Origin of the sequence: Devosia sp. (genome assembly GCF_035944845.1) — a bacterium.
Classification (GTDB): Bacteria; Pseudomonadota; Alphaproteobacteria; order Rhizobiales; family Devosiaceae; genus Devosia_A.
In genome coordinates, this window is record NZ_DASZAW010000106.1 from 33,108 (window position 1) to 56,816 (window position 23,709).

Consider the following 23,709-nt stretch of genomic DNA (forward strand, 5'->3'; position numbering starts at 1 on the left):
ATGCGGATTACCCTTCCCCTGATCGCGGCGTTGACACTGGCGCTCGGAACATCGGCTCCGCGCGCCGAGGACAAACCATTCGCCTGCGCCGCGGTGCCTGCCCCGGTGGTGGCGCTCAACTTCGGCAGCCGTTACACCGACGACAGCAAGACCCGATCGGATATCGACGAGGTCTCCAATGCCGAAGTCGATCGCGCCCTGCGACCGGTGGAGCAGTTCATCGGCGACCTGATGAGGATGGCCAACACCGCGCTGATGGACGGCGACGCCGCCCGAGGCGAATGCGTGCTCGACTGGCTCGACCAGTGGGCAGCGGCCGGGGCGCTCACCGAACTCGAGACGTTGAACGTAAAACTGGCAATTCCGGCCCGCTATGGCGGGCTCGCGATTGCTTTGCTGCAGGCAGAGACCGCGGGGCCGCTCGATCCGGTTAAGCGCCAGCGCGTCGTCGCCTGGCTCACCGATGCCGGCACCGCCATGGAGCAGTTCTTCGACAATGATGCCCCGAAGAACGCCAAGCGGGCGAACCTGCGTGCCTGGGCCGGGCTCGCGGCGGCAGCGATCGGTCGGCTCAACGGCGATACCGCAATGCTCGACTGGGCCAAAGGCAGCTTTGAGCTCGTTACCTGCCAGGCCTCGCCTGACGGCAGCCTGCCTCTGGAGATGAACCGGGCCGACAAGGCGCTGAACTATCAGCTCCACGCCACCGCGCCGCTGATCGTCACCGCCGACCTGCTCAAGGCTACCGGTTATGACGGCTACACGGCCTGCGACGGCAAGCTCAGCACCATTGCCGCCTTCAGCCTCAGGGCCATCGAGGACCCATCGATCGTCGAGAAGATCAACGGCAAGGAGCAAACCTTCCAGACCGGCAAGCAGGCGCTGGAGCCGTTCATGCTGGCCTGGGTGGAGCCGCTGCTCCGCCACGCCCCGGATCCGGCGACCGATGCGTTCGTCGAGACCCTGCGCCCGCTGGCGCATGCCAAGCTCGGCGGCAACCTGACCCGGCTGGGCGATTGGGTAGCGAAGCTTCCGGCATCAACTAGTTAACCTTTCCGCCCGAATGACGGCGCCGCCCGCCCAATATGTGGCGGGCGGCGCTTTTCATCGTGGGTTCAGATAGGTACCGTTACAGCGCGGTAGAAAACTGCGCTTAAGCTCTGTTGCTTGGCCCACAGCGCGCTTTCCGAATGAAAGCGAAATTGTACTTTGTCCAAGAAGCGTTCCTTAACAGATTCTGCAGTAGGCCCGCGCCCGAACAGTCGGGGGCTCGTCCGACTTCGCCGCTCCCTTTCAGAAAGTGTGGCCGTGGTCTCTGCAACTGGTGTTGATGCACCCGCCGATCTGGGTGCGCGTTTTTCATCCGTCCTCGCCAAGCTCGATGGCCGCAAGGTCAGCGCCGATGCACTGTTCGAGACGCTCAAGCTCGAGGCGCTGGATTGGGGCATCGACAACAATGTCGAGACCTCCCCCGTCGCGCTCGACCAGAAGCCGGTCACGGCAGACGACGAGCGCTAGACGGTCCAGGCAGGGCGGCAGCGCTTTTCTGGTGACTGCCGAAAGCCCCTCATATTCGTCCAGTTGTCCTTGCAGCGCTTCAGTGCCGGGCATAACGGCCCATCGGCTACCGGCCCAGTGCCGATCGCCTCCCAGTAGTACAGCCCTGCTGACAGAAAAACTGAGCCCCTGGCCGACAAAAATACAAAACGACGCCCGCCTGCGGCGCGCGGCGCAAACTGACCAGCCGCCCGGCCCGTGCATTTACCGTTCGAGTATTTGATCGAAAAGACATCTTGCAGCGTGACGCGCTTGGTGTTCTTCTTACGTCACCCGTCTTGCGGCGGATTAACACCAATGGGCGCCTTCCGTGCCCGTGCTAGACTTGGAGTTGATCATGCATAGTCGCAATATCGTTCGGCTTGCTGGAGCATGTGCGTTCGGCCTGCTGGCGTCTCTCACGGTGTCTTCCTCGGCTTCTGCCTTCGGCGGTCTCTCCGACAAGCAGCGGGCCCACATCGAGGAATACATTCACTGCAAGATTCTGCTTCTGACCGATCTCGCTGCGTTCGAAGCCGAACCGCCATGCGGCGGCAGCGTTCTCGAAACGCGCTCGATCGCCCCGAGCGGCAGTGGCAACTTCCAGCCGAAATATGTGCCGTACCGAGACCCGTGCGAAAACGACTACGACGACAACTACTCGCTGCAAAGCGAGATTTGCGTCAGGTAGGCTTGCTGCCGGGCTCGACTGTGTGTGACGACGCGGTATGTACCGGCGGTTCGTGAGTGGACCCGAGGTCCACATAGCCACCGACTGCCGGTCAACGCCTCGCTTCGACCGCTGACAGGAAAGCCGCAAGCGGCGCCTTCCAGCTCGCCTCACGCCCCGCGGTCAGCGCCAGCGAGTGGCCATCGCCTCGAACCGCGGGAAGCAGGTAATATTCTGCCTGGCCTCCCGCGGCACTGTAGGCAGCGGCCATTCTTCGGGAGAGGTCCGGGCTGAAATAGCTGTCGTTCTCGGCATAGAGCCACAGCGTGGGAATTCGGGCCGTACGTCCATAATCGGCGGCCGCGGCGACCAGCCGGTCCGGCGCACAATTGTTGTTCGCCTTGTTGCGATCGCGGCCGCCCCGACCGCCCGAAATATCCACCACGGCAGCCACGCCATCCGGATTGCGGCTGGCCAACGCCAAGGCGCCCCAACCGCCGGCCGAGTTGCCAACAACAACAATACCGTCCGGCTGGACGAATTCCTGCGCCCGCATGAAGTCTATCGCAGTCTCTATACTGCTGGCGGCAGCAAGTCCGGCACGTTTGAAATCCGGATTGGCGCAAGACCCCTGCCCCTCGAGGTAGCGTCCACCGGTAATGCCGTGCCCGGGCCGCTGTGGCAGCAGCACGGCGTAGCCACGCGCCACCAGCCAGGCCGTGAGCGCCGGGAAGGCCGGCAGCGCCACCCTGGCCCGGCGCGCCCGATCCTCATCAGAACCATGATTGATCACCGCCAGCGGGAACGGGCCGTCGCCAGCTGGCCGGTAGAGATAGGCGTGCATCAACAGCCCCTTGATGGGCGACGGCAGGAGCCATAGTTGCTCGCGCTGCGGCGTGCCCTCAGCCCCCGCTGGGCCAGCCTGGCGCCTGGCGTCCGCCCAGGCTGTTACGGGAATGCCTAACGACAGGACGAGACCAAGGACCGCAACCGCGACGACCGCGACTATCCCTCGATGGATGCTTGGCATTCCGTTCCCCGCCCGTTCGACCAACTCTGCCATCAAGACGCGGCCAACGCGAAGATGACGAGGCAGCCTCGCGGCAATTTCGTGGCGCCGGAGTCCTTGCCAAGACACCGTTGATTCGAGGCAGAGTCGATCTGGGCCGGTTCGCAGACATGGTTCAGATGAACTATGGCGATATACATGACAACGCTATCCTCGTCTTTCCATCCGGGCAATTGTTGCCGCCCGGCAACACGATAAGGACTCCAACGTTCGCATTGTTAGGAGTCGATAGACTCTTCTTGCTGTAGTTGTGGAGTCCACCTAAGCATTTCGCTATCGCGTGGTAATCGGCCACAGGCGCCCACAAGACGTGCGCTAACTGCGGCAACAGAAGGACGGGGGACTGCATGTCGAATACGGTCAAGCTGAAGGCAGGAAAGCGCAATCGTCGCGCCGGGAACTCCAGCATCCGCTTCGTGCGTGTGAAGAGTACAGACAGGGCATGGTTGCTGGCCGGTACGGCGCTGTTCGCCGGCGTGATCGGCATCGGCGTGGCGGGCGCACCGACCCGGGCGGTCGCCGCTGATTGTCTGGAAACAACGCCCACGAGCAACGTCTGGAACTGCAACGGGGCGGAGACCGACCCGCAGGACCTCACGGCAGATGGAACCTTCCAGGTCAACATCGATGGCGCCCCCTCGCCGTTCCTACTGGACGTAAACTCCGGAGCAGCTTTCACACTGAACGCCGGCGGGTTCGGCGGCACCATCGGCTTGGGAGCGACCGCTCACGTGGTCAACCAGAACGGCAACGGCTTCGTGCTGAACAACGCCGCCGGAACGGTAGGGATCACGATCGACGACCTGATCGAGGGCGGTAGCAGCGCGACCACAGTCGGGCCAGTCTACGCGCCTGGCGACGGCTATCGCATTCTCGGCGGTACCGGCGCCATCACGCTCGACGTCAACGCGAAGGGCATCATCCGTGGTGCCGACGACGGTCTGGTGGTGACAGCGGCCAACTCGCTGGTGGTGAACAATCGGGGCGAAATCATAGGTCGCGGACTCTCGACCAGCGACGTCAATGACGGCGAAGGTATCCTCGTCTCCTCCACCGGCAATTTCGGCGGGAAGATCGGCGGCTCCGTCGTGATCAACAACCACGGCAAGATCACCGGCACCGCGCGCGAGTCAGACAACCCCGGCGGCCAGGGCATCAGCGTCTCGACAACGAGCAGCGTGACGATCAGGAACGAAGTCGAATACAACAACGATGTGCCGAGCGCCGCGCGCATTATCGGCACCGACGGCATTATCGTTGCGGCCGACGGCGCAGTACTGATCGAGAACGATGGCCACATTGAAGGCACCGAGGGCGCGGGCGTCCGTATCGTGGACGCGGCAGGGGCGGAAATTCAGAACCACAGCTACGCGTCGATGATCGGCACTACGAATGGTGCGGAGTACGACGGTATCGCCGGTCCGGTGATCTACAGTGGTGGTGGGGGTCTAGCCGCTGGTCTTGGCGGAAATGGCGTCTATGTCAATGACATCGACAATGCCGGAACCAGCAATGACGCCGTCCGTATCAACAACAACGGTGCAGGCGTTATTGCCGGGCGCGCCAACGGCGTTTATGTGCAGAATGTCCAGGGGGTGGCCCCGGGCGACAACGCTGACGTGTACATCAACAACGATGCGCATTGGGATGACAAGGGAACGGGGACCACGGCCGACGATGAGTATCGCCGCGGGGGTCTCATAGCGGGCGTCACCGAGGATGGCGTCTACGTCAATGACATCGGCGGTGAGTTGAACATCAACAACGCCGGCACATTGGGCGACATGTTCAATTTGAGCGTGCTCGATCCCAAAGTGTCGAACGGCACCACCGGATTGCTCGACACGGACTACCTGTTCGATGATGTCGCCGCGGAGATGGGTATCTGGGGTCAGCGACACGGCGTTAGTGTCTACGATGTCGACAGGACCGTGAGCGTCAACAACGGCGGCTATACCGATGAATTCGGGCGGGCGATCGGTGGCGGCCTGATTGTGGGCGTCAATGAGGATGGCGTCCACATCGATGGCGTCGAAGGCATCCTTCGTACCGAAGGCCTCAACAGTTGGTATCAGGCGGCCAACGTCGGCAATGCCGATGGCTTGATCTGGGGTGGCGACGATGGCGTCCATATCAGGGACGCCGACGGTAACGCCAACGTTGAAAACTGGGGCGGCACGATCTTCGGTATCGAGGATGGCGTCCAGATTGTCGACACCTGGAGGGGTGACGCTTTCGTCGGCAATGGTGGTGGGCGCATCCAGGGCTTCTACGGCGATGGCATCAAGATCGATGAAGTGGATTCGTCCGGTACCTACGGCGGCTGGGCCGGCGTAGCCAACGGTGATTTCAGCGGCAACAACGACCCTGAGAGCGAAGACTATAGCCCGTACTGGGGTACCGATGGCGGCCTGATCTGGGGTGCCGATAACGCCATCGATATCGAGGCCGAGCGCGCCTGGATCGGCAACGGTGTCGGCGGCATAATCGTCGGTGACGGCGACTGGCGGCAGCCGGTGATCAGGCTCGATACCTCTAATGACGAGGAACAGGGCGCCAACATCATCAATCGTGGCCTCATTACCAGCGACAACCTTCCTTACTTCGAGCGTGGCTGGACGGCTCCGCTTGCCAAGAACGTTCCGGTTGATCCTCTCGACTCCACCGATATCGCCCAGCTTCTTGCTGACTACGGCAATACTGCCGAATTCGTGTGGAGCGGCGGTCAGTCTGGCAGCGTCGATAATCTATATCTCTATGCCGAAGCCGCATCCGATGTGTTGCTTCGGTCCCGCGGCGGCGCAGTGGACTATACCAACGATAGCACCGGCGTGATGATCGGTCGGGTTAACATGGACGGCCACAACGACACCGAAGATGGGTGGCCAAACGTCCGCGGCAACTCGATCCGCAACTTCGGCACCTGGCTCACCGTCAACAACGGTGAATGGGGTAACGAAATGCACGGCAGCGCCAACGATGAGATCATGAACGCAGGACTGATCCAGACGGCACTGGATTGGGACGCGTATGAAACCTCGACGTTTGAGGGCGTCAACCAGTTCCACAACGGCGGCTTCTATGGTGAGAGCGGCTATGTAGCCGAGTACGGCCTGCTCAGCATGATCGACGACGGTACGGGCGACTACACCTGGATCGACCACAACTTCCGCGGCTCGCAGGGGAACGAACTCACCAGCTTTGTTGGTCTGGACGTGAATTTTGGGCCGGGCGCAGCCCTCGCGGATGTGGACGAGGGCAATCCCTCGACTTGGCGGGCAGATTTTCTTGACATCGAAGACGAGATCACGGGCACGACTGGGCTAATTATCAATAAGGTCGGTTCGAGCGGCACCAACCTCTGGGGCGACCAGATCGCTGTGGCCTATGCACCGGTCGACGGCAACGACGCTAGTATGCAGTGCTACGACGAAGCCTGCGCCGAAGGCGACACGATGTACATCGACAGCGCATCGGAAGGATACATTAACGTCGCTGGCGTCGGCGCCATCCAGGACGGGTTCTACGCCTGGTACCTTCACGAAGAAGGCGTAGCTCCAGATCCGCTCTTCGTGCTGGAGAGCGAGTGGGCTCCCCAGGCCGTGCAACTCCCGAGCCTGATCACCGCCGCACAGAACATCTGGCACGATACGGCTGGCCAGGTTGCCGACCATGTCTACGGCAACCACTTCCCGCTCTCGGGCAATGGTGGTGGCGGTGCGGACCTGCCGGTTGGCGAACTGCCGATCGAAGCGTCGGCGGCTCCGGGTGCGGCGCTGTGGGCCAAGGCCACCGGCAGCTGGACCGATCGGAGCACCGAGGTGGCCCAGGAGATTCCGCCGGCAGCACCGATCACCATCGACACAAGCTTCGTGCAGGATACCTTCTCGATCCTCGCCGGTGCCGACTTCCAGCCGATGGGTGGCGGGGACGACGGACTGCGGGCGGGTGTGTTTGGTGGCTTCGTATCGTCCAGCCTCGAGTTCGACACCTACGGCGCTTCGGCTGACTTCTCCGGTGGCATCGTCGGTGCCTACGCGGCCTACACCATGGGCGGGTTCTACGCCGATGCCGAGGTCAAGGCCGACCTGCTGCAGGTGACCTACGCCGCGCCGATCAGCCCGGGCTTCGAAACCACGGGCGCCTCGACCAGCATCGGTATCCTCGCCAATACCGGCTACCGGATGGAACTGGGTGACACCGCCTTCTTCGAGCCGATCGCCTCGCTGTCGTTCGTCTCGACCGAACTCGAAGGCTTCGATGCCGGCGGCGCTTCGGTGGAGTTCAGCAATGGCAACAGCCTGCAGGGCGGCATCGGTGCCCGTGCCGGCATGACGCTCGGCACGCCGGGCGACACCACCACCGAAATCGCGGTGCTCGGCAAGATCTGGAACGAGTTCGAAGACGCCAACGTCGTCACCATTACTGACGGTATGGGCGCCAGCACCAGCTTCCAGGACGGGATCAGTGGTGTGTTCGGCGAACTCAGCGGCAGCGCGACGATGTACAGCGCCGACAAGAGCTTCTCGGCGTTCGGCTCGGCAGGCGTGAAGTTCAACGACAGCTTCACCACGGTCGATGCCAAGGTTGGCGTCCGCAAGGGTTTCTAAGCTTAGCCTCCAAAGCTAACGAAGGGCCGGTCCTTGGACCGGCCCTTTTCTTTTGCGGGAACGCCCAGCCACCTCGGCGGCCCCCCCGTTCCGAGATGGCTAAGTCGCTGAAGCGACAAGCTCCGCTTACCTCCCCCATCAAGGGGGAGGTGCCAGACCGGTGGATTCTGACCCAATCTTGCCCCATACCCCGAACGGCACCTCCCCTTGTGGGGGAGGTTGGGAGGCGGAGCCACGAACACGGACGTCGCGCTGGAGCATATCCGTATCCGCCACATCTCGGCGGGTGGCCCCACCCCCTCCGAGCTTCGCTAGTCGCTGGCGCGACAAGCTTCGCTTGCCTCCCCATCAAGGGGGAGGTGGGGGCTGGTGGATTTGGCTGAATCGCACCCCACACACCCGAACGGCACCCCCCTTGTGGGGGAGGTTGGGGGAGGAGCCACGAACACGGACCTCGAGACGATTCGCCCGTGAACGTCCTAGGTCGCTTCCCGTCGGGTCACGTCGGCCAGCACATGCGCGGCCGTGCCGAAGGCGTCGAGGTGCCAGCGGCGGCGGGACTCGTGTTCGGGGCCATCGATGGCGCGCAACGGCGCCTGGAAATTCGAAGAGAAGTGCCAGGTATTGCCGCCAGGATTGAGCTCCAGCACATAGAGCCGGTCGGTGGCCGCATCGCGGATGATATCGCAACCTTGCAGCGGCGCCTCGGGGATTGCGCGATATGCGGCGCGTGCGAGCGCCGCAACGTCGGCGCGATAAAGGAAGGTCTTGGTCTTGCCCTGCAACACATTCATCGCAACGGGCGCCGCCTCGATCGTCGCGTCATCGCTCGAGAGATCGACCCGGTCCTCGCCCGCCTCCGACATCTGCAGATAGAGCGGTTCGCCGAACAGGGTCAGCACGCGGTAGTGCGGCATGCGCGGCCCGGAGTTGATGAACTGCTGCACCACCATCGGTCCACGCCGTCCTGGATGGCCCTCGGGGTAATCCTCCGGCCTGATGTAGCGCACGCGCGCGGTCCGCATCAGCTGAATGCCGATACCCTGCGACGACGTGGCGATGTCGGTCGGCTTCAACACCACGAACTCGCCCCACGACTTCGGATCGAGCCGGGTGTCAGGGGTCAGCACGGTGCTCATCGGCACCCGAACCCCTGCGCGGTCGAGCCGATGCAGTTGCTCGACCTTGTGGATGGGGCGGCCGTAATAGACTTTGCCGCGCTCCGGAGCGAACTGGCCCAGCGGGCCGGGGGAGAACACCAGGCTTGGCAGCGTCGCCGCCAGCTTGCGAATCTCGAGGCCTGGACGATCTGAACTGACGATCATCACGCCGATCGTCGGATCGATGCGGCGCACCATCTGCGCAATCTCGGACCAGTCGCTGATGGCCTGCCAGCCGGGCTGGTGCACGATCACAAGATGACGCTGCAGCGGCGGCTGCAAGGATCTCGCGGTCTCGGCCGCCGAGACTGCAGCAGGTTCGGTTGATAGCCCGCTCTTCGATCGTGCCATATTGCACCCGCCAGTTTCAGTGTCCGACTGGACAAGATCCACGACGAATACAGTCTGTATATATCGCTTGCTCTGCCGTCGATCGGACTATCACCGACCGGCGTTTCCCATCGTGTGTGCATCCAGTGTACACGTGCTGGTGACCAGGCACACTCGACCACAAAACGAACTAGACCGCTTCGCGGCGCGTCTTTTCGGCCAGCACATGTGCCGCCGTGCCGAAGGCGTCGAGATGCCAACGCCGCTGGTGCTCGATTTCGGGCCCCTCGAATGCCCTTACGGAGGCCTGAAACGACGAAGAAAAGTGCCAGGTGTTTCCGCCGGGGTTCAGCTCAAGAATGTATGGTAAACCGGTTCTCGCATCGCAGACGACGTCGCAGCCTTGCAGCGGCACTTCGGGAATAGCTCGATAGGCGGCGCGCACCAATGCCGCTATGTCGGCACGAAACACAAAGCTCTTCTGCTTGTCTTCCTGCGACAAGCCCTGATTGGCGATAACCGCTGCCTCGATCCGTTGGTCGGAACTGTCGAGAGCGACCCGGTCGACCTTGCTCTCGATGTACTGAACGTAGAGCGGCTCGCCGAACAGCGTGAGGACGCGATAGACGGCAATGCGCGGGCCGGTGTCGATGTACTTCTGCACGAGCATCGGCCCATGACGTCCAGGATGATCCTCCGGATAGTTCTCCGGCCGGATGTAGCGAACGCGCTCTGTGCGCATCAACTGAATCCCGGCGCCCTGCGATGAACTGCGAACGTCGGTCGGCTTCACCACGACGAACTCGCCCCAAAGGGCAGGGTCGAGCGTGGTGTCGGACTGCAGCATCGTACTCATCGGCACCCGCACTCCTGCCCGATCGAGGCGGTGCAACTGCTCGAACTTATGGATCTGCCGGCCGTGATAGACCTTGCCCCGCTCCGGGACGAATTTGCCAAGTGGGCCGGCAGAGAAGACCAGACAGGGTAACGTCGCCGCCTGCTTCTGCAGTTCGGGATTGGGACGATCGGCCCCGACGATCATCACGCCGATCGTTGGATCGATGCGGCGCACCATTTGCGCAATCTCGTACCAGTCACCCAGAGCCTGCCAACCCGGTTGATGCACGATGACCAGATGACGCTGCAGCGCCGGTTGCAAAGATTTCGCCGCCTCGACGACTACAGGCTCCGCAGCCGCCTTGTTCTTGGATCGTGCCATGTTCGCGCGCTACCAGTTGTCGGAGCACGATAAGACAAAATCTGCAGCGACGAAAGTCGGAGATTACAGTATATCTCAAAGACTTAGTTGCGGATCGAGTTACGCCGGACTTGCACTTTCGAGCGCCGTTCTGTACATCCTCCGCATCAAGGGTAGAGCAACGAGGGCACCCGGATGGGACTGCGCAATCTTCTGTATATCGTCGCCGTGGCAATGAGCTTTGCTGCGGCTCCGGCCCTGGCACAGGAGCCGGTTCTCGGCGGTGAAGCCGAAGCTGCCCCCGCTCCAACCGCGCAGTGGAGCGGTCGTTGTGTTTCCGACGCCCGTCAGTCGGGCGCCGACTGCACGATGATCGTGCGCGCCTTTGTGGGGAACAACCGCCAGGTGGTGGGTACGGCCTCGTTGCGCTTTCCGCCCGACGGAGCCGCGCCGAGCCTGCAGGTCTCGGTGCCGCTCGGCATCTACCTGGGGGCCGGGATCGGCTTCAATATCGACGGAGCGACGCCGCAGCAGTTGGAGTTGCAGACCTGCGATCGCAACGGCTGCTATGGGAGCGCCGCGGTTTCACCCGAAATGCTCAGCGCCATGCAGAGCGGGCAGAAGCTGAACATCCTGTTCCAGAGCATGAGCAAGCAGCAGGTGACCCTCGAAATGTCGCTGGTCGGATTTACCGCCGTCTACGAAAAGCTGAAGTGATGCTGCCCCTCGCTGCCGAGCGCAAACACAAGGGCGCGGGGCGAAGCAGGACGTAAGGCGGAGGGCCGGTTTCAATGCCGCGAGTCGAGCCACAGTTCGAGGACGACCCGGATGACGAGGCCGTGCCGCTTCGCCGTCCGATTGACCGGCGAGAGCCGCGCCGTAGACGCCCATGGCTCGCATGGCTTCTCTCGATTGTATTTGCCCTGGTGCTGGTCGTTGGAGCGGGTGTCGGCTACCTGTTGTGGAGGCAGTCGCTACCGACCGCCGCGGCAGTGAACGCCGTTCCGGCAACGGCGACCGGCCAGGCACCGGCTGCCGATGTACCGCCGACCCCACAGGGCGCGCCTGCGGTTGCCGCGAACAAGAAGGTCGAACAGATCAAGGACTGGTTCGTGATCTGCCCCGCCGACGGCGCCACCGCCTGCTACATGGAGCAGCAGCTATCCGCCAAGGGGTCCAAGGGGATCGTGTTCGCCTGGACGGTGTGGCGGGATGCCGAGGGGGTTGTCCACGCCGCCTGGCGCACACCGGCTGACGTCGCGACCAATCGCGGGCTGACCCTCGATATCGGGGACGGCAAGCTTCGGACCGTACCGTTCGCCAACTGCAACACCGGAAAATGCCTGGTTCAGGCTATCCTCGCGCCCGACTATCTCAGCAAGCTCGACGCTGCGGCCAGCATATCGGCCATCATCGTGCCCACGGCCACCGGCAAGCCGGTAAAGTTTGCCTTGAGTTCCAATGGTTTTTCGGAAGCCCTGGCACGGCTGGCGCCGACGAAGTAGTCGGCTCAGCCACCAGCTCCGGTCACATAGCAGCCGCCGCCGTCGGCCTTGATCGCGGCGCAGATGGCATTGGCGCGCTCGAGCGACGGGGTTGGCAACTGCACCCGGAAGATGTCGCCAGTGCTCTCCACCTCGGGCCTCGCCTCGCCGAACAGCGTGCTCCAGCGGCCTTCGATATAGGCGCGCGACCGCTCGGCTTCGGTGGCGCTCGACTGACTGGAAAGATGGACGATTGCGGCCCCGCCAGCCGTGGCCGGATCGGCAGATTGTTCGAGGGCTACCGTGATGGTCACGGGGTCGCCACTCAAGATGCCGAACTCCGCCAACTCGGCTTGGCTGAACACATACATGTCGTCGGGTGGGGTGCGCAGCATGTGCGAGATCACCCGCTGGTCGACACCGAACGACTGCATGGCATCGAGCACGTCGCCAAGCGTCGTCTGCGCCAGGACGAGGTCGGCGATCTCCGACGAGATCTGGTGTACGCCGAGCTCGCCCACCGCCTGCCGGTCGACGCCGGCAAAGAAGATGTAGGCGCAGGCCGAGTAGCACCCCATGTCGGGCGGCACGAAGGTGGTCAACCCGCGCTTGTGGATCTCGTCGGCCATCCGCAGCGCCGAGTCGACCGAGCCGCCGGGGCTGTTGAGCGCCACGATGCGGACGTTTGGGCGGGCAGCGAGGGCGCGATCGAACTCGACCGGCGTCTGGTCGGTGATATCGGCATTGAGAACGATCAGGTCGAGCTGATCTTCAGGCAGGCTGAAAGCGCCGCGCGGCGGCGCCCCGCCGGTCCCTTCGGCCTTCTTCAGCTCGTCGGGTGGCCGCAGGTTGCCGAGCGGGGTGAAGTGCGAGGCGATGTAGACGGAGCTCACTGCGCCCTCGTGCGCATAGTCCTGGCCCCAGGCCAGGGAGTAGCCCACCGCCTCGGTGCTGGCGCTGACGAACATGGTGTAGAATGAATAGTCCCCGATCTGACCGGAGACGACGAACCGCCCTGCCCCAAAACTGCGATAGGTGACGGTCCGCTCCGGATCCGGGCTGGTCATTACGTCGAACAGTGCTTCGAACGACTGATCGGCGAGCGACACGTGCATGGTTTCGAGCGAGAACTCGCCGTCCTCGCTAACGTAGGAGGTGCCGGTGTCGGTCGGATTGCGGATCGACAGCAGGCGCAGGGGGATCATCATGGCGACATGCGCCGGATTGTCGCTGACCAGCTCGATGCCGAGCCTGGTGTCCACCTGGCCGGCGAGATCGCGCAGCGAGCGGCGCTCGAAATCGGTGAGCACGCCAGTGGTCGCCCTGCCCTGGCTTTTCTGGAACGCGGCGATGGCGTCAAACGTGCCGCGCCCGAACTGGCCATCGACCAGGTACGGATAGTGACCGAGCAGGATCAGGTCGGTCTGGGTGGCGGAGCGCTCGTCGTCGCTCAGGCGTTCGAACCACAGCTTCGAATCGTCAAACGAGGCGTAGGCGGCAGCGGTCGATGCCCACAGGAGCAGCAGCCACAACAGGAGCCGGAACGCGTTGCGCATGAGATACTAGCCAATCTACCCGATTGGCATTGTCGCATCGTTCGCGTGATGGCGCCAGCCGATGGCAAGGTGTTCACAGCGAAGTCGCAGAAGCGAAATGAGCGCAGGCCGCATCTGGCTCCGATCTCGACATTGACGTATCCGCCAAATCCAACCTCGGCCACCGGGTCATTCCCGCGAAAGCGGGAACCTCTGGTTACGGAGTTTGCGGTAGGCGCAGAAAACAGAGCCCCCGCTTTCGCGGCGGTGACACCGAGTTTGTGGCAGGAAGTGCCGAGCGAACGGCTGCCTAGATCGAGTAGCCGGTATCCCACTCGAAGACGCGGGCATAGAGATCATCGGCCATCTGGACCGGGTCCTGCAGCGCGCCATGCAGTACGATGTCGGGCTTTTCCGGCGCCTCGTAAGGGCTCGAAATGCCGGTGAAATTCTTGATCTCGCCACGCCGCGCCTTGGCGTAGAGGCCCTTGGGATCGCGCGCCTCGCAGACTTCGAGCGGGGTGTTGACGAATACCTCGGTGAACTTCACGTCGCCGGCCACCTCGCGCGCCAGGCGGCGCTCGTTGCGGAATGGCGAGATGAACGAGACGATGACGATCAGCCCGGCATCGGCCATCAGCCGCGCCACCTCGGCGACGCGCCGGATGTTCTCGACGCGCGCCTCGTCGGTGAAGCCGAGGTCCTTGTTCAGGCCGTGGCGGACATTGTCGCCGTCGAGGATATAGGCATGGCGGCCCTCGGAGGTGAGGCGCTTCTCGATCAGGTTCGCAACGGTCGACTTGCCCGAGCCGGAGAGGCCGGTGAACCAGACGATCTGCGGGGTCTGGCCCTTCATTTCGGCGCGCACCCGGCGGTTCACGTCGAAGGACTGGTAGCTCAGGTTCTTGGCGCGCTGCAGGCCGTACTCGATCACCCCGGCGCCGAGCGTGGCGTTGCTGATCCGATCGATCAGGATGAAGCTGCCCGACAGCGGGTTGTCGCCATAGCTGTCGAAGGCGATCGGCTTGTCGGTGGCGATGGTAACGGTGCCGACTTCGTTCAATTCCAGAGTCTTTGCAGCCGATTGCTCGAGCGTGTTGACGTTGGTTCTGAACTTCAGGGCGGTGATCGAGGCGGGCACCTGCTGGGCGCCGAGCTTGAGGAGATACGAACGGCCGGGAATCGCCTGCTCGTCGCTCATCCAGACGAGGCGCGCCTGGAACTGGTTGGAATAATCCGGTGTCTCGCCGGGGTGGACCAGCACGTCGCCGCGCGAAATATCGACCTCGCGGTCGAGCACCAGCGTCACCGCCTCACCGGCGATGGCGTGCTGCTGGTCGCCATCCATGGTGACGATACGGGCCAGCTTGGCAGGCTTGCGCGACGCGGCGACGAGCAGGTCGTCCCCAACCTTCACTTCGCCCGAAGCGAGCGTGCCCGAGAAGCCGCGGAAATCGAGGTTCGGGCGGTTCACCCATTGCACCGGGAAGCGGAACGGCTTTGCGACGCGGTCGGTCGCCACCTCGATGCTCTCGAGATAGGGCACCAGTTGCGGGCCGCTGTACCAGGGTGTCTGCGGGCTGGCGGTCAGGATGTTGTCGCCCTTCAGCGCCGAGAGCGGGATCGCCGCCAGCGTTTCAAAGCCGAGATCTCTCGCGAACTCGCGATACTCCGCCTCGATGGCGTTGAACACGTCGGCGTCGTAGCCGACCAGGTCGATCTTGTTGACCGCCAGCACCACGTGCTTCACGCCGATCAGGCTCAGGATGAAGCTGTGGCGGCGGGTCTGGGTGAGCACGCCCTTGCGGGCATCGATCAGCACAATGCCAAGATCGGCATTCGAGGCGCCGGTCGCCATGTTGCGGGTATACTGCTCGTGGCCCGGGGTATCGGCGACGATGAACTTGCGCTTGTCGGTGGAAAAGAACCGATAGGCGACATCGATGGTGATGCCCTGCTCGCGTTCGGCAGTGAGGCCATCGACCAGCAGTGAGAAATCGATACCCTCGTCGCCGGTGGTGCGGTTGCGGCTTTCCTTGCGGAGCGAAGCGAGTTGATCGTCGAGGATCAGCTGGCTGTCGTAGAGCAGCCGACCGATCAGCGTCGACTTGCCATCATCCACCGAGCCGCAGGTGAGGAAGCGCAGCAGGCTCTTGTCGGTTTGCTCGCCGAGCCAGAGCTCAAGGGCGGTTTCGGCTGAGGGGGCGGTAGCAGCTAAAGTGGACATCTAGTACTTCCCCTCACCCGTCTCGCGCTTCGCGCGATCCACCCTCTCCCTCAAGGGGAGAGGGTAGGCCGTGGCGCAGTCGTGCCCGACGTCTCCCCTCTCCCCTTGAGGGAGAGGGGTGCCCGAAGGGCGGGGTGAGGGGCAGTTCAGCGGAAGCGCCATCAGAAGTACCCTTCCTGCTTCTTCTTTTCCATCGAGCCGATGCTGTCGGAGTCGATGAGGCGGCCTTCGCGCTCCGAGGTGCGGGAGGCCTGCATTTCCATGATGATCGACGGCAGGTCCGCCGCATCGGAGCGAATGCCGCCGCTCAGCGGGTAGCAGCCGAGGGTGCGGAAGCGGATCATCTCTTCGCGCGCCGTTTCGCCGGGATTGAAGCGGAAGCGGTCGTCGTCCACCATGATAAGGGTGCCGGAGCGCTCCACCACCGGGCGGCGGCGGGCGAAGTAGAGCTCAGGGATCTCGATGCCCTCGGCGTAGATGTAGGTCCAAACGTCGAGCTCGGTCCAGTTGGAGATCGGAAACACCCGCATGCTCTCGCCGGGAGCCAGCCGCGTATTGAAGATGCGCCACAGCTCGGGCCGCTGGTTCTTGGGGTCCCAGGCGTGCTGGGCATTGCGGTGCGAAAAAATGCGCTCCTTGGCGCGGGATTTCTCCTCGTCGCGGCGGGCGCCGCCGATGGCTGCGTCATACTGACCGGCATTGAGCGCCTGGCGCAGCGCCTGGGTCTTCATGATGTCGGTGTGCACGGCCGAACCGTGATCGAACGGGTTGATGCCTGCGGCCAGCCCATCCGGATTGGTGTGGACGATCAGGTCGAGATCATGCTGCCGCGCCATGCGGTCGCGGAACTCGATCATCTCGCGGAACTTCCACTTGGTGTCGATGTGGAGGACCGGAAACGGAACGCGGCTGGGAAAGAAGGCCTTGCGGGCCAGATGCAGCAGCACGGACGAATCCTTGCCGATCGAATACATCATCACCGGTCGCTCGAAGCTTGCCGCGACCTCGCGGAAGATTTCGATGCTTTCGGACTCGAGGGACTTCAGGTGGCTGAGGCCACGCGGGCCGACGGAGTTCATTGGCGCTGGGAACCATGTTGCAACGGCAGTGAAATACGCGCTCGACAGGAGGGCGGCAAGCACCTCTAGACCACCAGGAAACTCAACTATTCCACCTGTTTGCGCGTATCTGAGGTTGCAAAGGTGGAGCTTGTCGCATGATCGTCACAGCAAGAACGCCTCTGTCGGAGATAGCGAGCAAAGGAAAATCTATTCCATGACCCGAACTGCGCTGGTCTGGCTCAGGAACGACCTCAGGACCGCCGACAACCCGGCGCTGCACGCCGCACTGCAGTACGGCAAAGTGCGCGCCATCCATATCGAAGCGACCGACGGCAAGCTGCGCCGCCGCGGCGCCGCCAGCCGCTGGTGGCTGCATCACAGCCTCAACCGGCTGGCATTGGATCTGGCGCAACTCGGCGTGGCGCTCGAAACCATAGAGGGCGAGACAGAGGCGACGCTGCTTCAGGCGGTCGCCGCGAATGGTGTTGATGCAGTGTACTGGAACCGGCGCTACGGGCCGGCCGAACGGGAGATCGACGCCGGGGTAAAGGCGCGCTTGAAACGCGAGGGCGTCGCGGCTGAGAGCTTTGCCGCGAACCTGCTGATCGAGCCGTTCGAAATGGCAACCGGCACCGGCAAGCCCTACTCGGTCTACACGCCGTTCTGGAACGCGCTGAAGCAGCGGGACATTGCAAAGCCGCTGCCGACGCCGCCGCATGGCCAAGCGATCGAACCAACGCGGGTGGACACCAGTTACCGGGAGGCGGACTGGGGCAAGAAGCTCGGAAAGCACTGGCAGATCGGCGAGGCTGCAGCGCGCGAGCGGTTGGATCGGTTTCTCGACGAACTGGTGCTCGACTATCCTGAGGATCGCGACATCCCGGCACGGGCAGCTACCTCGGGGCTGTCGCCGCACCTAGCCTTTGGCGAGATCAGCCCGCGGCAGGTGTGGCACGCGGCGCAGGCAGTTGCCCAGCACGCGCCGGGCAAGGCGTCGGCGATCGACAAGTTCCTGTCGGAACTAGGCTGGCGCGACTTCAACTACAATCAGCTCTATCACCGCCAGGACATCGCCACGGTGCCGATGGTCGCGAAGTACGCCGAACTCCAGTGGCGGCGCGACGACGCGGCGCTCACGGCCTGGCAGCAAGGGCGGACCGGTATTCCCATCATCGACGCCGGGATGCGCGAACTGTGGGACACCGGGGTGATGCACAACCGGGTGCGCATGCTCACCGCGTCGCTGCTTGCCAAGAACCTGTTGATCGACTGGCGGCAGGGTGAGCAATGGTTCTGGGATACGCTGGTCGACGCGGACCCGGCCAACAACCCCGGCAACTGGCAGTGGGTGGCCGGCAGCGGGCTCGACGCCTCGCCCTATTTCCGCATCTTCAACCCGGTGACGCAGGGCGAGCGGTTCGATCCGGCCGGCAATTACGTGCGGCGCTGGGTACCAGAAGTCGCGGGCCTGCCGGACAAGCTGGTACACCAGCCGTGGCAAGCGCCGGACGCGACGAAGCTCGCCTACCCCAAGCCAATCGTCGACCTCAAGCTGTCGCGCGAACGGGCGCTGGAGGCGTTCAAGGCGCTCTAGCAAGGTCCGATATTCCGCCAACCCTGGCGCCTGCGCGAAATCCTGCCCTTTCTCTCGCGAGCCGGAAAATCGCATACCAATCCGCAGCTTAAGCCTTGGCAGCCCCCAGGCCGCCGCCTAGGTTCAGGCCAACTTTCACAGCCCCCGCTGCTCCATGACCAACCACCGCGACGTCATCTCCGCCATCGGCAACACGCCCCTGATCCGGCTCAACCGCGTCTCCGACGCGACCGGGTGCGAAATCTGGGGCAAGGCGGAGTTCCTCAATCCGGGCCAGTCGGTGAAGGATCGCGCGGCATTGTTCATTGTGCGCGACGCGGAGAAGCGCGGGCTGCTGCGTCCGGGTGGGACCATCGTCGAGGGCACGGCCGGCAATACCGGCATCGGGCTCTCCATGGTGGCCAATGCGCTGGGCTACAAATCGGTTATCGTGATCCCCGAGACGCAGAGCCAGGAAAAGAAGGACGCGCTGATGCTGCTCGGCGCCGAACTGATCCAGGTGCCGGCAAAGCCCTACAAGAACCCAAACAACTATGTGAAGCTGAGCGGCCGGCTGGCCGAGAAGCTGGCCAGGGAATTGCCCGGCGGCGCGATCTGGGCCAACCAGTTCGACAATGTGGCGAACCGGCAGGCGCATATCGAGACCACCGGCCCCGAAATCTGGGAACAGACCCAGGGCAAGATCGACGGGTTTGTCTCGGCGGTCGGCTCGGGCGGCACGCTGGGCGGCATTTCGATGGCGCTGAAGGCGAAAAACCCCAACATCCAGATCGGGCTCGCCGACCCCGAGGGTGCGGCGCTCTACAGCTATTACACCACCGGGGAGCTGAAGAGTTCGGGGAACTCGATCACCGAGGGCATCGGCCAGGGGCGGATCACCGCCAACCTCAAGGATATCGTGGTGGATCGCGCCTACCAGATCCCGGACAGCGAGGCCCTGCCCTATGTGTTCGACCTGCTCGAGCATGAAGGGCTCTGCCTCGGCGGCTCGTCCGGCATCAACATCGCCGGCGCGGTGCGGCTGGCGCGCGACCTGGGGCCGGGCAAGACCATCGTCACCATCCTCGCCGACTACGGCAACCGCTACCAATCCAAGCTGTTCAACCCCGAGTTCCTCCGTTCGAAGAACCTGCCGGTGCCGCATTGGCTTGAGCCCAAGACGCCCATAGACTGGCAGGCAGTCGTTGAGGCGGAGCCCGTTGCGTGACTGAATTCATCTTTCGAGAGGACAGCTATGTCCGCTCGCTGCCGACGCTGGTGACAGCGATCACGCCCGAGGGCGGGATCGTGCTGGACCGGACGATCTTTTATGCGACCTCGGGTGGCCAGCCGGGCGATACCGGTCGGCTGGAGCGCGCCGATGGCGCCTTTGTCAGCCTCGCTGGCACCATTCATCCCGACGGCGACAAGACGGCGATCGTGCATCTGCCGACCGAGGGACAAGCTCCGCTGGCGGTGGGCGACGAGGTGATCGCGCATCTCGATTGGGAGCGCCGGCACAAGCTGATGCGCATGCATACGGCGCTGCACCTCGTCACCGTCGTCCTCCCCTACCCGATCACCGGCGCCTCGGTGGGCGAGGACAAGGGGCGGGTGGATTTCAACCTGCCTGACGTCCCCGAAGCGGCGGAGGTGGAGCGCAAGCTCAATGACCTGGTCGAGGCAGCGCTGCCGGTCTCGGCCGAGTGGATCACCGATGCAGAGCTCGAGGCCAATCCCGGGCTGATCAAATCGATGAACGTCAAACCGCCGATGGGCCAGGGCCGGGTGCGGCTGGTGCGGATCGGCGATGTCGACCTGCAGCCCTGCGGCGGCACGCATGTCAGGAACACCAGCGAGATAGGCCCCTTGCGGCTCGGCAAGATCGAGAAGAAGGGCGCCATCAACCGCCGCGTGTCGGTGGTTTTCGGTTAGCTGGACCCCGATGGTGGTGGCCTCCCTCCCCCCGCGGCGCTACGCGTCCGCTAGGAGGGGAGGGATTGAGGGAGGGGGTGGTGCGGTGATCACCGATGGCCCCCCAGCCCCTCCCCGAGCAGAGGCTACTCGATCGGCGGGGCCCAGATCAGGCCGCCATTGATCCACAGGGCGTTCTGGCCGCGGACCACAGCGGCGCCGGTGGCAGGGCCGAAGTTGCGCTCGAAGATCTCGCCGTAATTGCCGACCGCCCTTATGACATTGGAGATGAACAGCGGGTCGAGGCCGATGCTCGGGCCGAAGGTGCCCTCGAGGCCCAGCAGCCGGCGAATGCGATGGGTCTTGGCGGCGGCGAGCGAGCCGACATTGAGCGAGGTGACCCCGGCCTCTTCGGCATCGATCAGTGCGTAGAGCGTCCAGGCAACGATATCGAACCATTGGTCGTCGCCGGTGCGGACCACCGGGCCATAGGCGCCCTTGGAGATGCGTTCGGGCAGGATGCGGTGCGTGGCCGGCTCCGGCAGACTTCGCCGCATGGCGTTGAGGAAGCTGGCCGAAGCGGAGACGGCGTTGCAGAGGCCCTCGCGATAGGCCACGGTCAGGTCTTCGCGATCCTCGTACAGCACCTCGGTATAGGTGGCCTGGGTGCCGAAGAAGAACTCGCGAAGGTTGGCAAGTTCCTCCGGCGCGTCGACCACGCAGATCCTGACGTCATCAAGCTCGTAGGCGGAGACAAAGCCCAGTGACTGCGGCACCATGATCGCCTGTCCGTCGTAGAACGAGGTCGCGACGTAGTTGGCTCCGTAGCCGGTGTCGCGGCGCATGGTCCAGGGCGCGTTGCGCGCGATCAGATCGATGCTGCCGGTCTGCAACTGGGCAAAGCGGCTATCGCCCGAGAGCGGGACGAATTCCATCTTGCTGGCATCATTGAACACGGCGACCGCGATGGCGCGGCAGAAATCGACGTCGAAGCCGGTCCAGCGGCCATCGGCGCCGGGCTGGGCGAAGCCGGGCAGCGGATCCGCGGTGGCGCAGATCAGATGGCCGCGGTCACGGATTGCCTGCAGCGTCGGGCCCGCCGTAGCCGGGGCGGTCGGCTGCGCCGAGGCCCAGGACGGCACCAGCATCGCGATAACAAGGATGACGCGGACGAGGCCACGCCAAACGGCCTGAACCGTCATGGTCTAAACGCTGCTCCAACTCGCCCTCGGCGCGCAATATCCCGATCGGGGGTGACCGGGTCAAGGCGGCATGGTGGCCGCTTGTGATGAACAGAGTTGGGGGAGGTTCAGTCGCCGACTGCGAAATTGGCCGCCCCCTCCACCAGCTCCGCTGGTCCCCCTCCCCCGCCACGCGGGGGAGGATCGGCGACATCAGGCTCGCTGCAACTAGTGCAGTATCTGGCTGAGGAAGAGCTTGGTGCGTTCGTGCTGGGGGTTGGAGAAGAACGCTTCGGGTTCGTTCTGCTCGATGATCTGGCCCTGATCCATGAAGATCACACGGTTGGCCACCTGCCGGGCGAAACCCATTTCGTGGGTGACGCAGAGCATGGTCATGCCTTCCTCGGCGAGGCTGATCATCACCTCGAGCACTTCCTTGACCATTTCCGGGTCGAGCGCCGAAGTCGGCTCGTCGAACAGCATGATTTTCGGGCTCATGCAGAGCGAGCGGGCGATGGCGACGCGCTGCTGCTGGCCGCCCGAGAGCTGGCCGGGAAACTTGGCCGCCTGTTCGGGGATGCGCACCCGCTCGAGATACATCATCGCCGTCTCTTCGGCCTGCGCCTTGGGCACGCCGCGCACCCAGATCGGGGCGAGCGTCAGGTTCTGCAGGATCGTGAGGTGTGGGAACAGGTTGAAGTGCTGGAACACCATACCAACCTCGCGACGCACCTCATCGACCCGCTTGAGGTCCGAGGTCAGTTCGACGCCGTTGACGATAACCTGGCCCTTCTGGTGCTCCTCGAGCCGGTTGATGCAGCGGATCAGCGTCGACTTGCCGGAGCCCGACGGCCCGGCAATGACGATGCGCTCGCCCTTCATCACCTTGAGGTCGATGTCGCGCAGCACATGGAAATCACCGAACCACTTGTTCATGCCGATGATCTCGACCGCCACCTCGGTCGTACTGACCTGCATTTTGGCGGTGTTGATATCGCGTTCGACGACGACAGGAGACACGTCTGACATCAGCTACCTCTTGTGGCCGGTATTGAGCCGGCGCTCCCAGTATCGGGAGTATCGGGAGATTGAGAAACAGAGCACCCAGAACACGGCTGCGGCGAAAATATAGCCGGTGACCGATTGCGTTGGCGATGCCCATTCGATGGCGTCGTTCTTGGTCTTCACTGCCTCGAGCAGATCCTTCATGCCCACGATGTAGACGAGCGAAGTGTCCTTCAGCAGCGAGATGAAGTTGCCGACGATGCCGGGGATCACGTGCTTCAGCGCCTGCGGCAGGACGATGAAGCCCATGCGCTGCCAGTAGCCGAGCCCGAGGGCAGCGGCCGCCTCATACTGGCCGCGGCCGATAGCCTGCATGCCGCCGCGCACCACTTCAGCCATGTAGGCCGAGGCGAACAGCGTCACGCCGACGAGCGCACGCACCAGTTTATCCACGGTCGTTCCCTGCGGCATGAACAGCGGCAGCATGATCGAGGCCATGAACAGGATGGTGATCAGCGGCACGGCGCGGATCAGTTCGATGAAGCAGATGCAGAGCGTCTTGATGATCGGCAGCTTCGACTGCCGGCCGAGCGCCAGAAGAATGCCCAGCGGCAGCGACAGGCTGATGCCGACCACCGAGATGATCAGCGTGACCAGGAGGCCGCCCCACTGCTCGGTCGGCACGTAACGAAGCCCGAACATGCCGCCCGACAAGAGGATCACCGAGGCGATCGGAAACACCACGAAGAACAGGATGGCGTTGACCACCTTGAACGGCGCCGACGGCCAGAGCAGCGGCAACCCGATGAGCGCCAGCATGGCGAACACGATGTTCGGCCGCCAGTACTCGGCCATCGGGTAGAAACCGTAGATGAAGAACTCGATCTCGCTGGCGATATAGGCCCAGCAGGCACCGACATTCTCGACGCGGCACTGCTCGACCGTGCCGCCCGGCGGGACGGCGCGACCGATCAGGAACCCGTAAAGCGCCGGGACGATCCAGAGAAGGAACAGCACCGCGATGATGGTGAGGATGGTGTCCGAGACGCTGGCGAACAGGTTCTTGCGCAGCCAGGCGACGAGGCCGGTCTGGCTGCGGGGAGCCGGTTGCGCTTTCTCGATCTCGGAGCGGACGAAGGCGATATCGGTCATCTGC

The 23,709-nt window shown here is 63.6% G+C and carries 18 protein-coding genes; 9 read left to right on the plus strand and 9 right to left on the minus strand.

Translation table 11 applies throughout. From position 1 onward, the window contains the following. The 3 genes from VGV07_RS20640 (at position 1) to VGV07_RS20650 (ending at position 2,227) form a co-directional block, all read left to right on the plus strand. A complete protein-coding gene (locus tag VGV07_RS20640; RefSeq protein WP_326870618.1) occupies positions 1-1,050 on the plus strand; it encodes an alginate lyase family protein in 1,050 nt (349 codons plus the stop codon). Between the two features lie 258 nt (positions 1,051-1,308). Further along, a complete protein-coding gene (locus VGV07_RS20645) occupies positions 1,309-1,518 on the plus strand; it encodes a hypothetical protein (protein WP_326870619.1) in 210 nt (69 codons plus the stop codon). Between the two features lie 376 nt (positions 1,519-1,894). After that, a complete protein-coding gene (locus tag VGV07_RS20650; protein ID WP_326870620.1) occupies positions 1,895-2,227 on the plus strand; it encodes a hypothetical protein in 333 nt (110 codons plus the stop codon). A gap of 91 nt (positions 2,228-2,318) precedes the next feature. Here VGV07_RS20650 and VGV07_RS20655 read toward each other — a convergent pair whose 3' ends face one another. Continuing rightward, entirely contained in the window at positions 2,319-3,050 is a 732-nt protein-coding gene (locus VGV07_RS20655) for an alpha/beta hydrolase family protein (RefSeq protein ID WP_326870621.1), read from the minus strand. A gap of 572 nt (positions 3,051-3,622) precedes the next feature. On the opposite strand from VGV07_RS20655, the gene VGV07_RS20660 reads away from it, so the two are divergent. Continuing rightward, entirely contained in the window at positions 3,623-7,885 is a 4,263-nt protein-coding gene (locus VGV07_RS20660; protein WP_326870622.1) for an autotransporter domain-containing protein, read from the plus strand. A 479-nt stretch (positions 7,886-8,364) separates the two neighbouring features. On the opposite strand, the gene VGV07_RS20665 is transcribed toward VGV07_RS20660, so the two are convergent. Together VGV07_RS20665 and VGV07_RS20670 are read right to left on the minus strand one after the other, a co-directional pair. Next, complete coding sequence (locus VGV07_RS20665; protein WP_326870623.1) at positions 8,365-9,396, minus strand: hypothetical protein; 1,032 nt, start codon at positions 9,394-9,396, stop codon at positions 8,365-8,367. A 169-nt stretch (positions 9,397-9,565) separates the two neighbouring features. Next, positions 9,566-10,594: a hypothetical protein gene (locus VGV07_RS20670; RefSeq protein WP_326870624.1), complete on the minus strand. Its 1,029-nt coding sequence runs from the start codon at positions 10,592-10,594 to the stop codon at positions 9,566-9,568. Positions 10,595-10,768: 174 nt separating this feature from the next. Here VGV07_RS20670 and VGV07_RS20675 point away from each other — a divergent pair, with 174 nt between their 5' ends. Next, positions 10,769-11,290 (plus strand): invasion associated locus B family protein, encoded by a 522-nt coding sequence (locus tag VGV07_RS20675; RefSeq protein ID WP_326870625.1) that lies wholly within the window; start codon positions 10,769-10,771, stop codon positions 11,288-11,290. Positions 11,291-11,364: 74 nt separating this feature from the next. Beyond that, complete coding sequence (locus VGV07_RS20680; protein ID WP_326870626.1) at positions 11,365-12,078, plus strand: invasion associated locus B family protein; 714 nt, start codon at positions 11,365-11,367, stop codon at positions 12,076-12,078. Between the two features lie 5 nt (positions 12,079-12,083). Here the strand turns inward: VGV07_RS20680 and VGV07_RS20685 are convergent, their stop codons facing one another. The 3 genes from VGV07_RS20685 to cysD form a co-directional block, all read right to left on the minus strand. Further along, positions 12,084-13,613 carry a peptidoglycan-binding protein gene (locus VGV07_RS20685; protein WP_326870627.1) on the minus strand — a complete coding sequence of 510 codons (1,530 nt, stop codon included), beginning with the start codon at positions 13,611-13,613 and terminating at the stop codon, positions 12,084-12,086. A 289-nt stretch (positions 13,614-13,902) separates the two neighbouring features. Beyond that, entirely contained in the window at positions 13,903-15,819 is a 1,917-nt protein-coding gene (gene cysN, locus VGV07_RS20690) for a sulfate adenylyltransferase subunit CysN (RefSeq protein WP_326870628.1), read from the minus strand. A gap of 161 nt (positions 15,820-15,980) precedes the next feature. Beyond that, on the minus strand, positions 15,981-16,898 hold the full coding sequence (gene cysD / locus VGV07_RS20695; protein ID WP_326870629.1) for a sulfate adenylyltransferase subunit CysD: 918 nt from the start codon (positions 16,896-16,898) through the stop codon (positions 15,981-15,983). Between the two features lie 196 nt (positions 16,899-17,094). Between cysD and VGV07_RS20700 the strand changes: the two genes are divergently transcribed. From VGV07_RS20700 to VGV07_RS20710, 3 genes are all read left to right on the plus strand, one after another. Then, positions 17,095-18,474, plus strand: a complete 1,380-nt coding sequence (locus VGV07_RS20700; RefSeq protein WP_326870630.1) for a deoxyribodipyrimidine photo-lyase — start codon at positions 17,095-17,097, stop codon at positions 18,472-18,474. A gap of 154 nt (positions 18,475-18,628) precedes the next feature. Beyond that, on the plus strand, positions 18,629-19,681 hold the full coding sequence (locus VGV07_RS20705; protein ID WP_326870631.1) for a cysteine synthase A: 1,053 nt from the start codon (positions 18,629-18,631) through the stop codon (positions 19,679-19,681). After that, complete coding sequence (locus VGV07_RS20710; protein ID WP_326870632.1) at positions 19,678-20,388, plus strand: alanyl-tRNA editing protein; 711 nt, start codon at positions 19,678-19,680, stop codon at positions 20,386-20,388. The genes VGV07_RS20705 and VGV07_RS20710 overlap by 4 nt, the downstream gene beginning before the upstream one ends. 125 nt (positions 20,389-20,513) lie before the next feature. Here the strand turns inward: VGV07_RS20710 and VGV07_RS20715 are convergent, their stop codons facing one another. From VGV07_RS20715 to VGV07_RS20725, 3 genes are all read right to left on the minus strand, one after another. Next, positions 20,514-21,569, minus strand: coding sequence for an amino acid ABC transporter substrate-binding protein (locus tag VGV07_RS20715; protein ID WP_326870633.1), 1,056 nt, complete (start codon positions 21,567-21,569; stop codon positions 20,514-20,516). 207 nt (positions 21,570-21,776) lie between these two features. Further along, complete coding sequence (locus VGV07_RS20720; protein WP_326870634.1) at positions 21,777-22,577, minus strand: amino acid ABC transporter ATP-binding protein; 801 nt, start codon at positions 22,575-22,577, stop codon at positions 21,777-21,779. Positions 22,578-22,580: 3 nt separating this feature from the next. Next, the gene (locus VGV07_RS20725) at positions 22,581-23,705 is read right to left on the minus strand and encodes an amino acid ABC transporter permease (protein ID WP_326870635.1); all 1,125 of its coding nucleotides are present in this window, start codon (positions 23,703-23,705) and stop codon (positions 22,581-22,583) included. Positions 23,706-23,709 lie beyond the last annotated feature (4 nt).

Coding starts and splice junctions, on each gene's coding strand:
- VGV07_RS20715 (WP_326870633.1), bottom strand. CDS start 21,569: ATGACGGTTCAGGCCGTTTGGCGTGGCCTCGTCCGCGTCATCCTTGTT.
- VGV07_RS20685 (WP_326870627.1), bottom strand. CDS start 13,613: ATGCGCAACGCGTTCCGGCTCCTGTTGTGGCTGCTGCTCCTGTGGGCA.
- cysN (WP_326870628.1), bottom strand. CDS start 15,819: ATGTCCACTTTAGCTGCTACCGCCCCCTCAGCCGAAACCGCCCTTGAG.
- VGV07_RS20725 (WP_326870635.1), bottom strand. CDS start 23,705: ATGACCGATATCGCCTTCGTCCGCTCCGAGATCGAGAAAGCGCAACCG.
- VGV07_RS20675 (WP_326870625.1), top strand. CDS start 10,769: ATGGGACTGCGCAATCTTCTGTATATCGTCGCCGTGGCAATGAGCTTT.
- VGV07_RS20670 (WP_326870624.1), bottom strand. CDS start 10,594: ATGGCACGATCCAAGAACAAGGCGGCTGCGGAGCCTGTAGTCGTCGAG.
- VGV07_RS20705 (WP_326870631.1), top strand. CDS start 18,629: ATGACCAACCACCGCGACGTCATCTCCGCCATCGGCAACACGCCCCTG.
- VGV07_RS20655 (WP_326870621.1), bottom strand. CDS start 3,050: ATGCACGCCTATCTCTACCGGCCAGCTGGCGACGGCCCGTTCCCGCTG.
- VGV07_RS20650 (WP_326870620.1), top strand. CDS start 1,895: ATGCATAGTCGCAATATCGTTCGGCTTGCTGGAGCATGTGCGTTCGGC.
- VGV07_RS20665 (WP_326870623.1), bottom strand. CDS start 9,396: ATGGCACGATCGAAGAGCGGGCTATCAACCGAACCTGCTGCAGTCTCG.
- VGV07_RS20680 (WP_326870626.1), top strand. CDS start 11,365: ATGCCGCGAGTCGAGCCACAGTTCGAGGACGACCCGGATGACGAGGCC.
- VGV07_RS20660 (WP_326870622.1), top strand. CDS start 3,623: ATGTCGAATACGGTCAAGCTGAAGGCAGGAAAGCGCAATCGTCGCGCC.
- VGV07_RS20720 (WP_326870634.1), bottom strand. CDS start 22,577: ATGTCAGACGTGTCTCCTGTCGTCGTCGAACGCGATATCAACACCGCC.
- VGV07_RS20700 (WP_326870630.1), top strand. CDS start 17,095: ATGACCCGAACTGCGCTGGTCTGGCTCAGGAACGACCTCAGGACCGCC.
- VGV07_RS20640 (WP_326870618.1), top strand. CDS start 1: ATGCGGATTACCCTTCCCCTGATCGCGGCGTTGACACTGGCGCTCGGA.
- cysD (WP_326870629.1), bottom strand. CDS start 16,898: ATGAACTCCGTCGGCCCGCGTGGCCTCAGCCACCTGAAGTCCCTCGAG.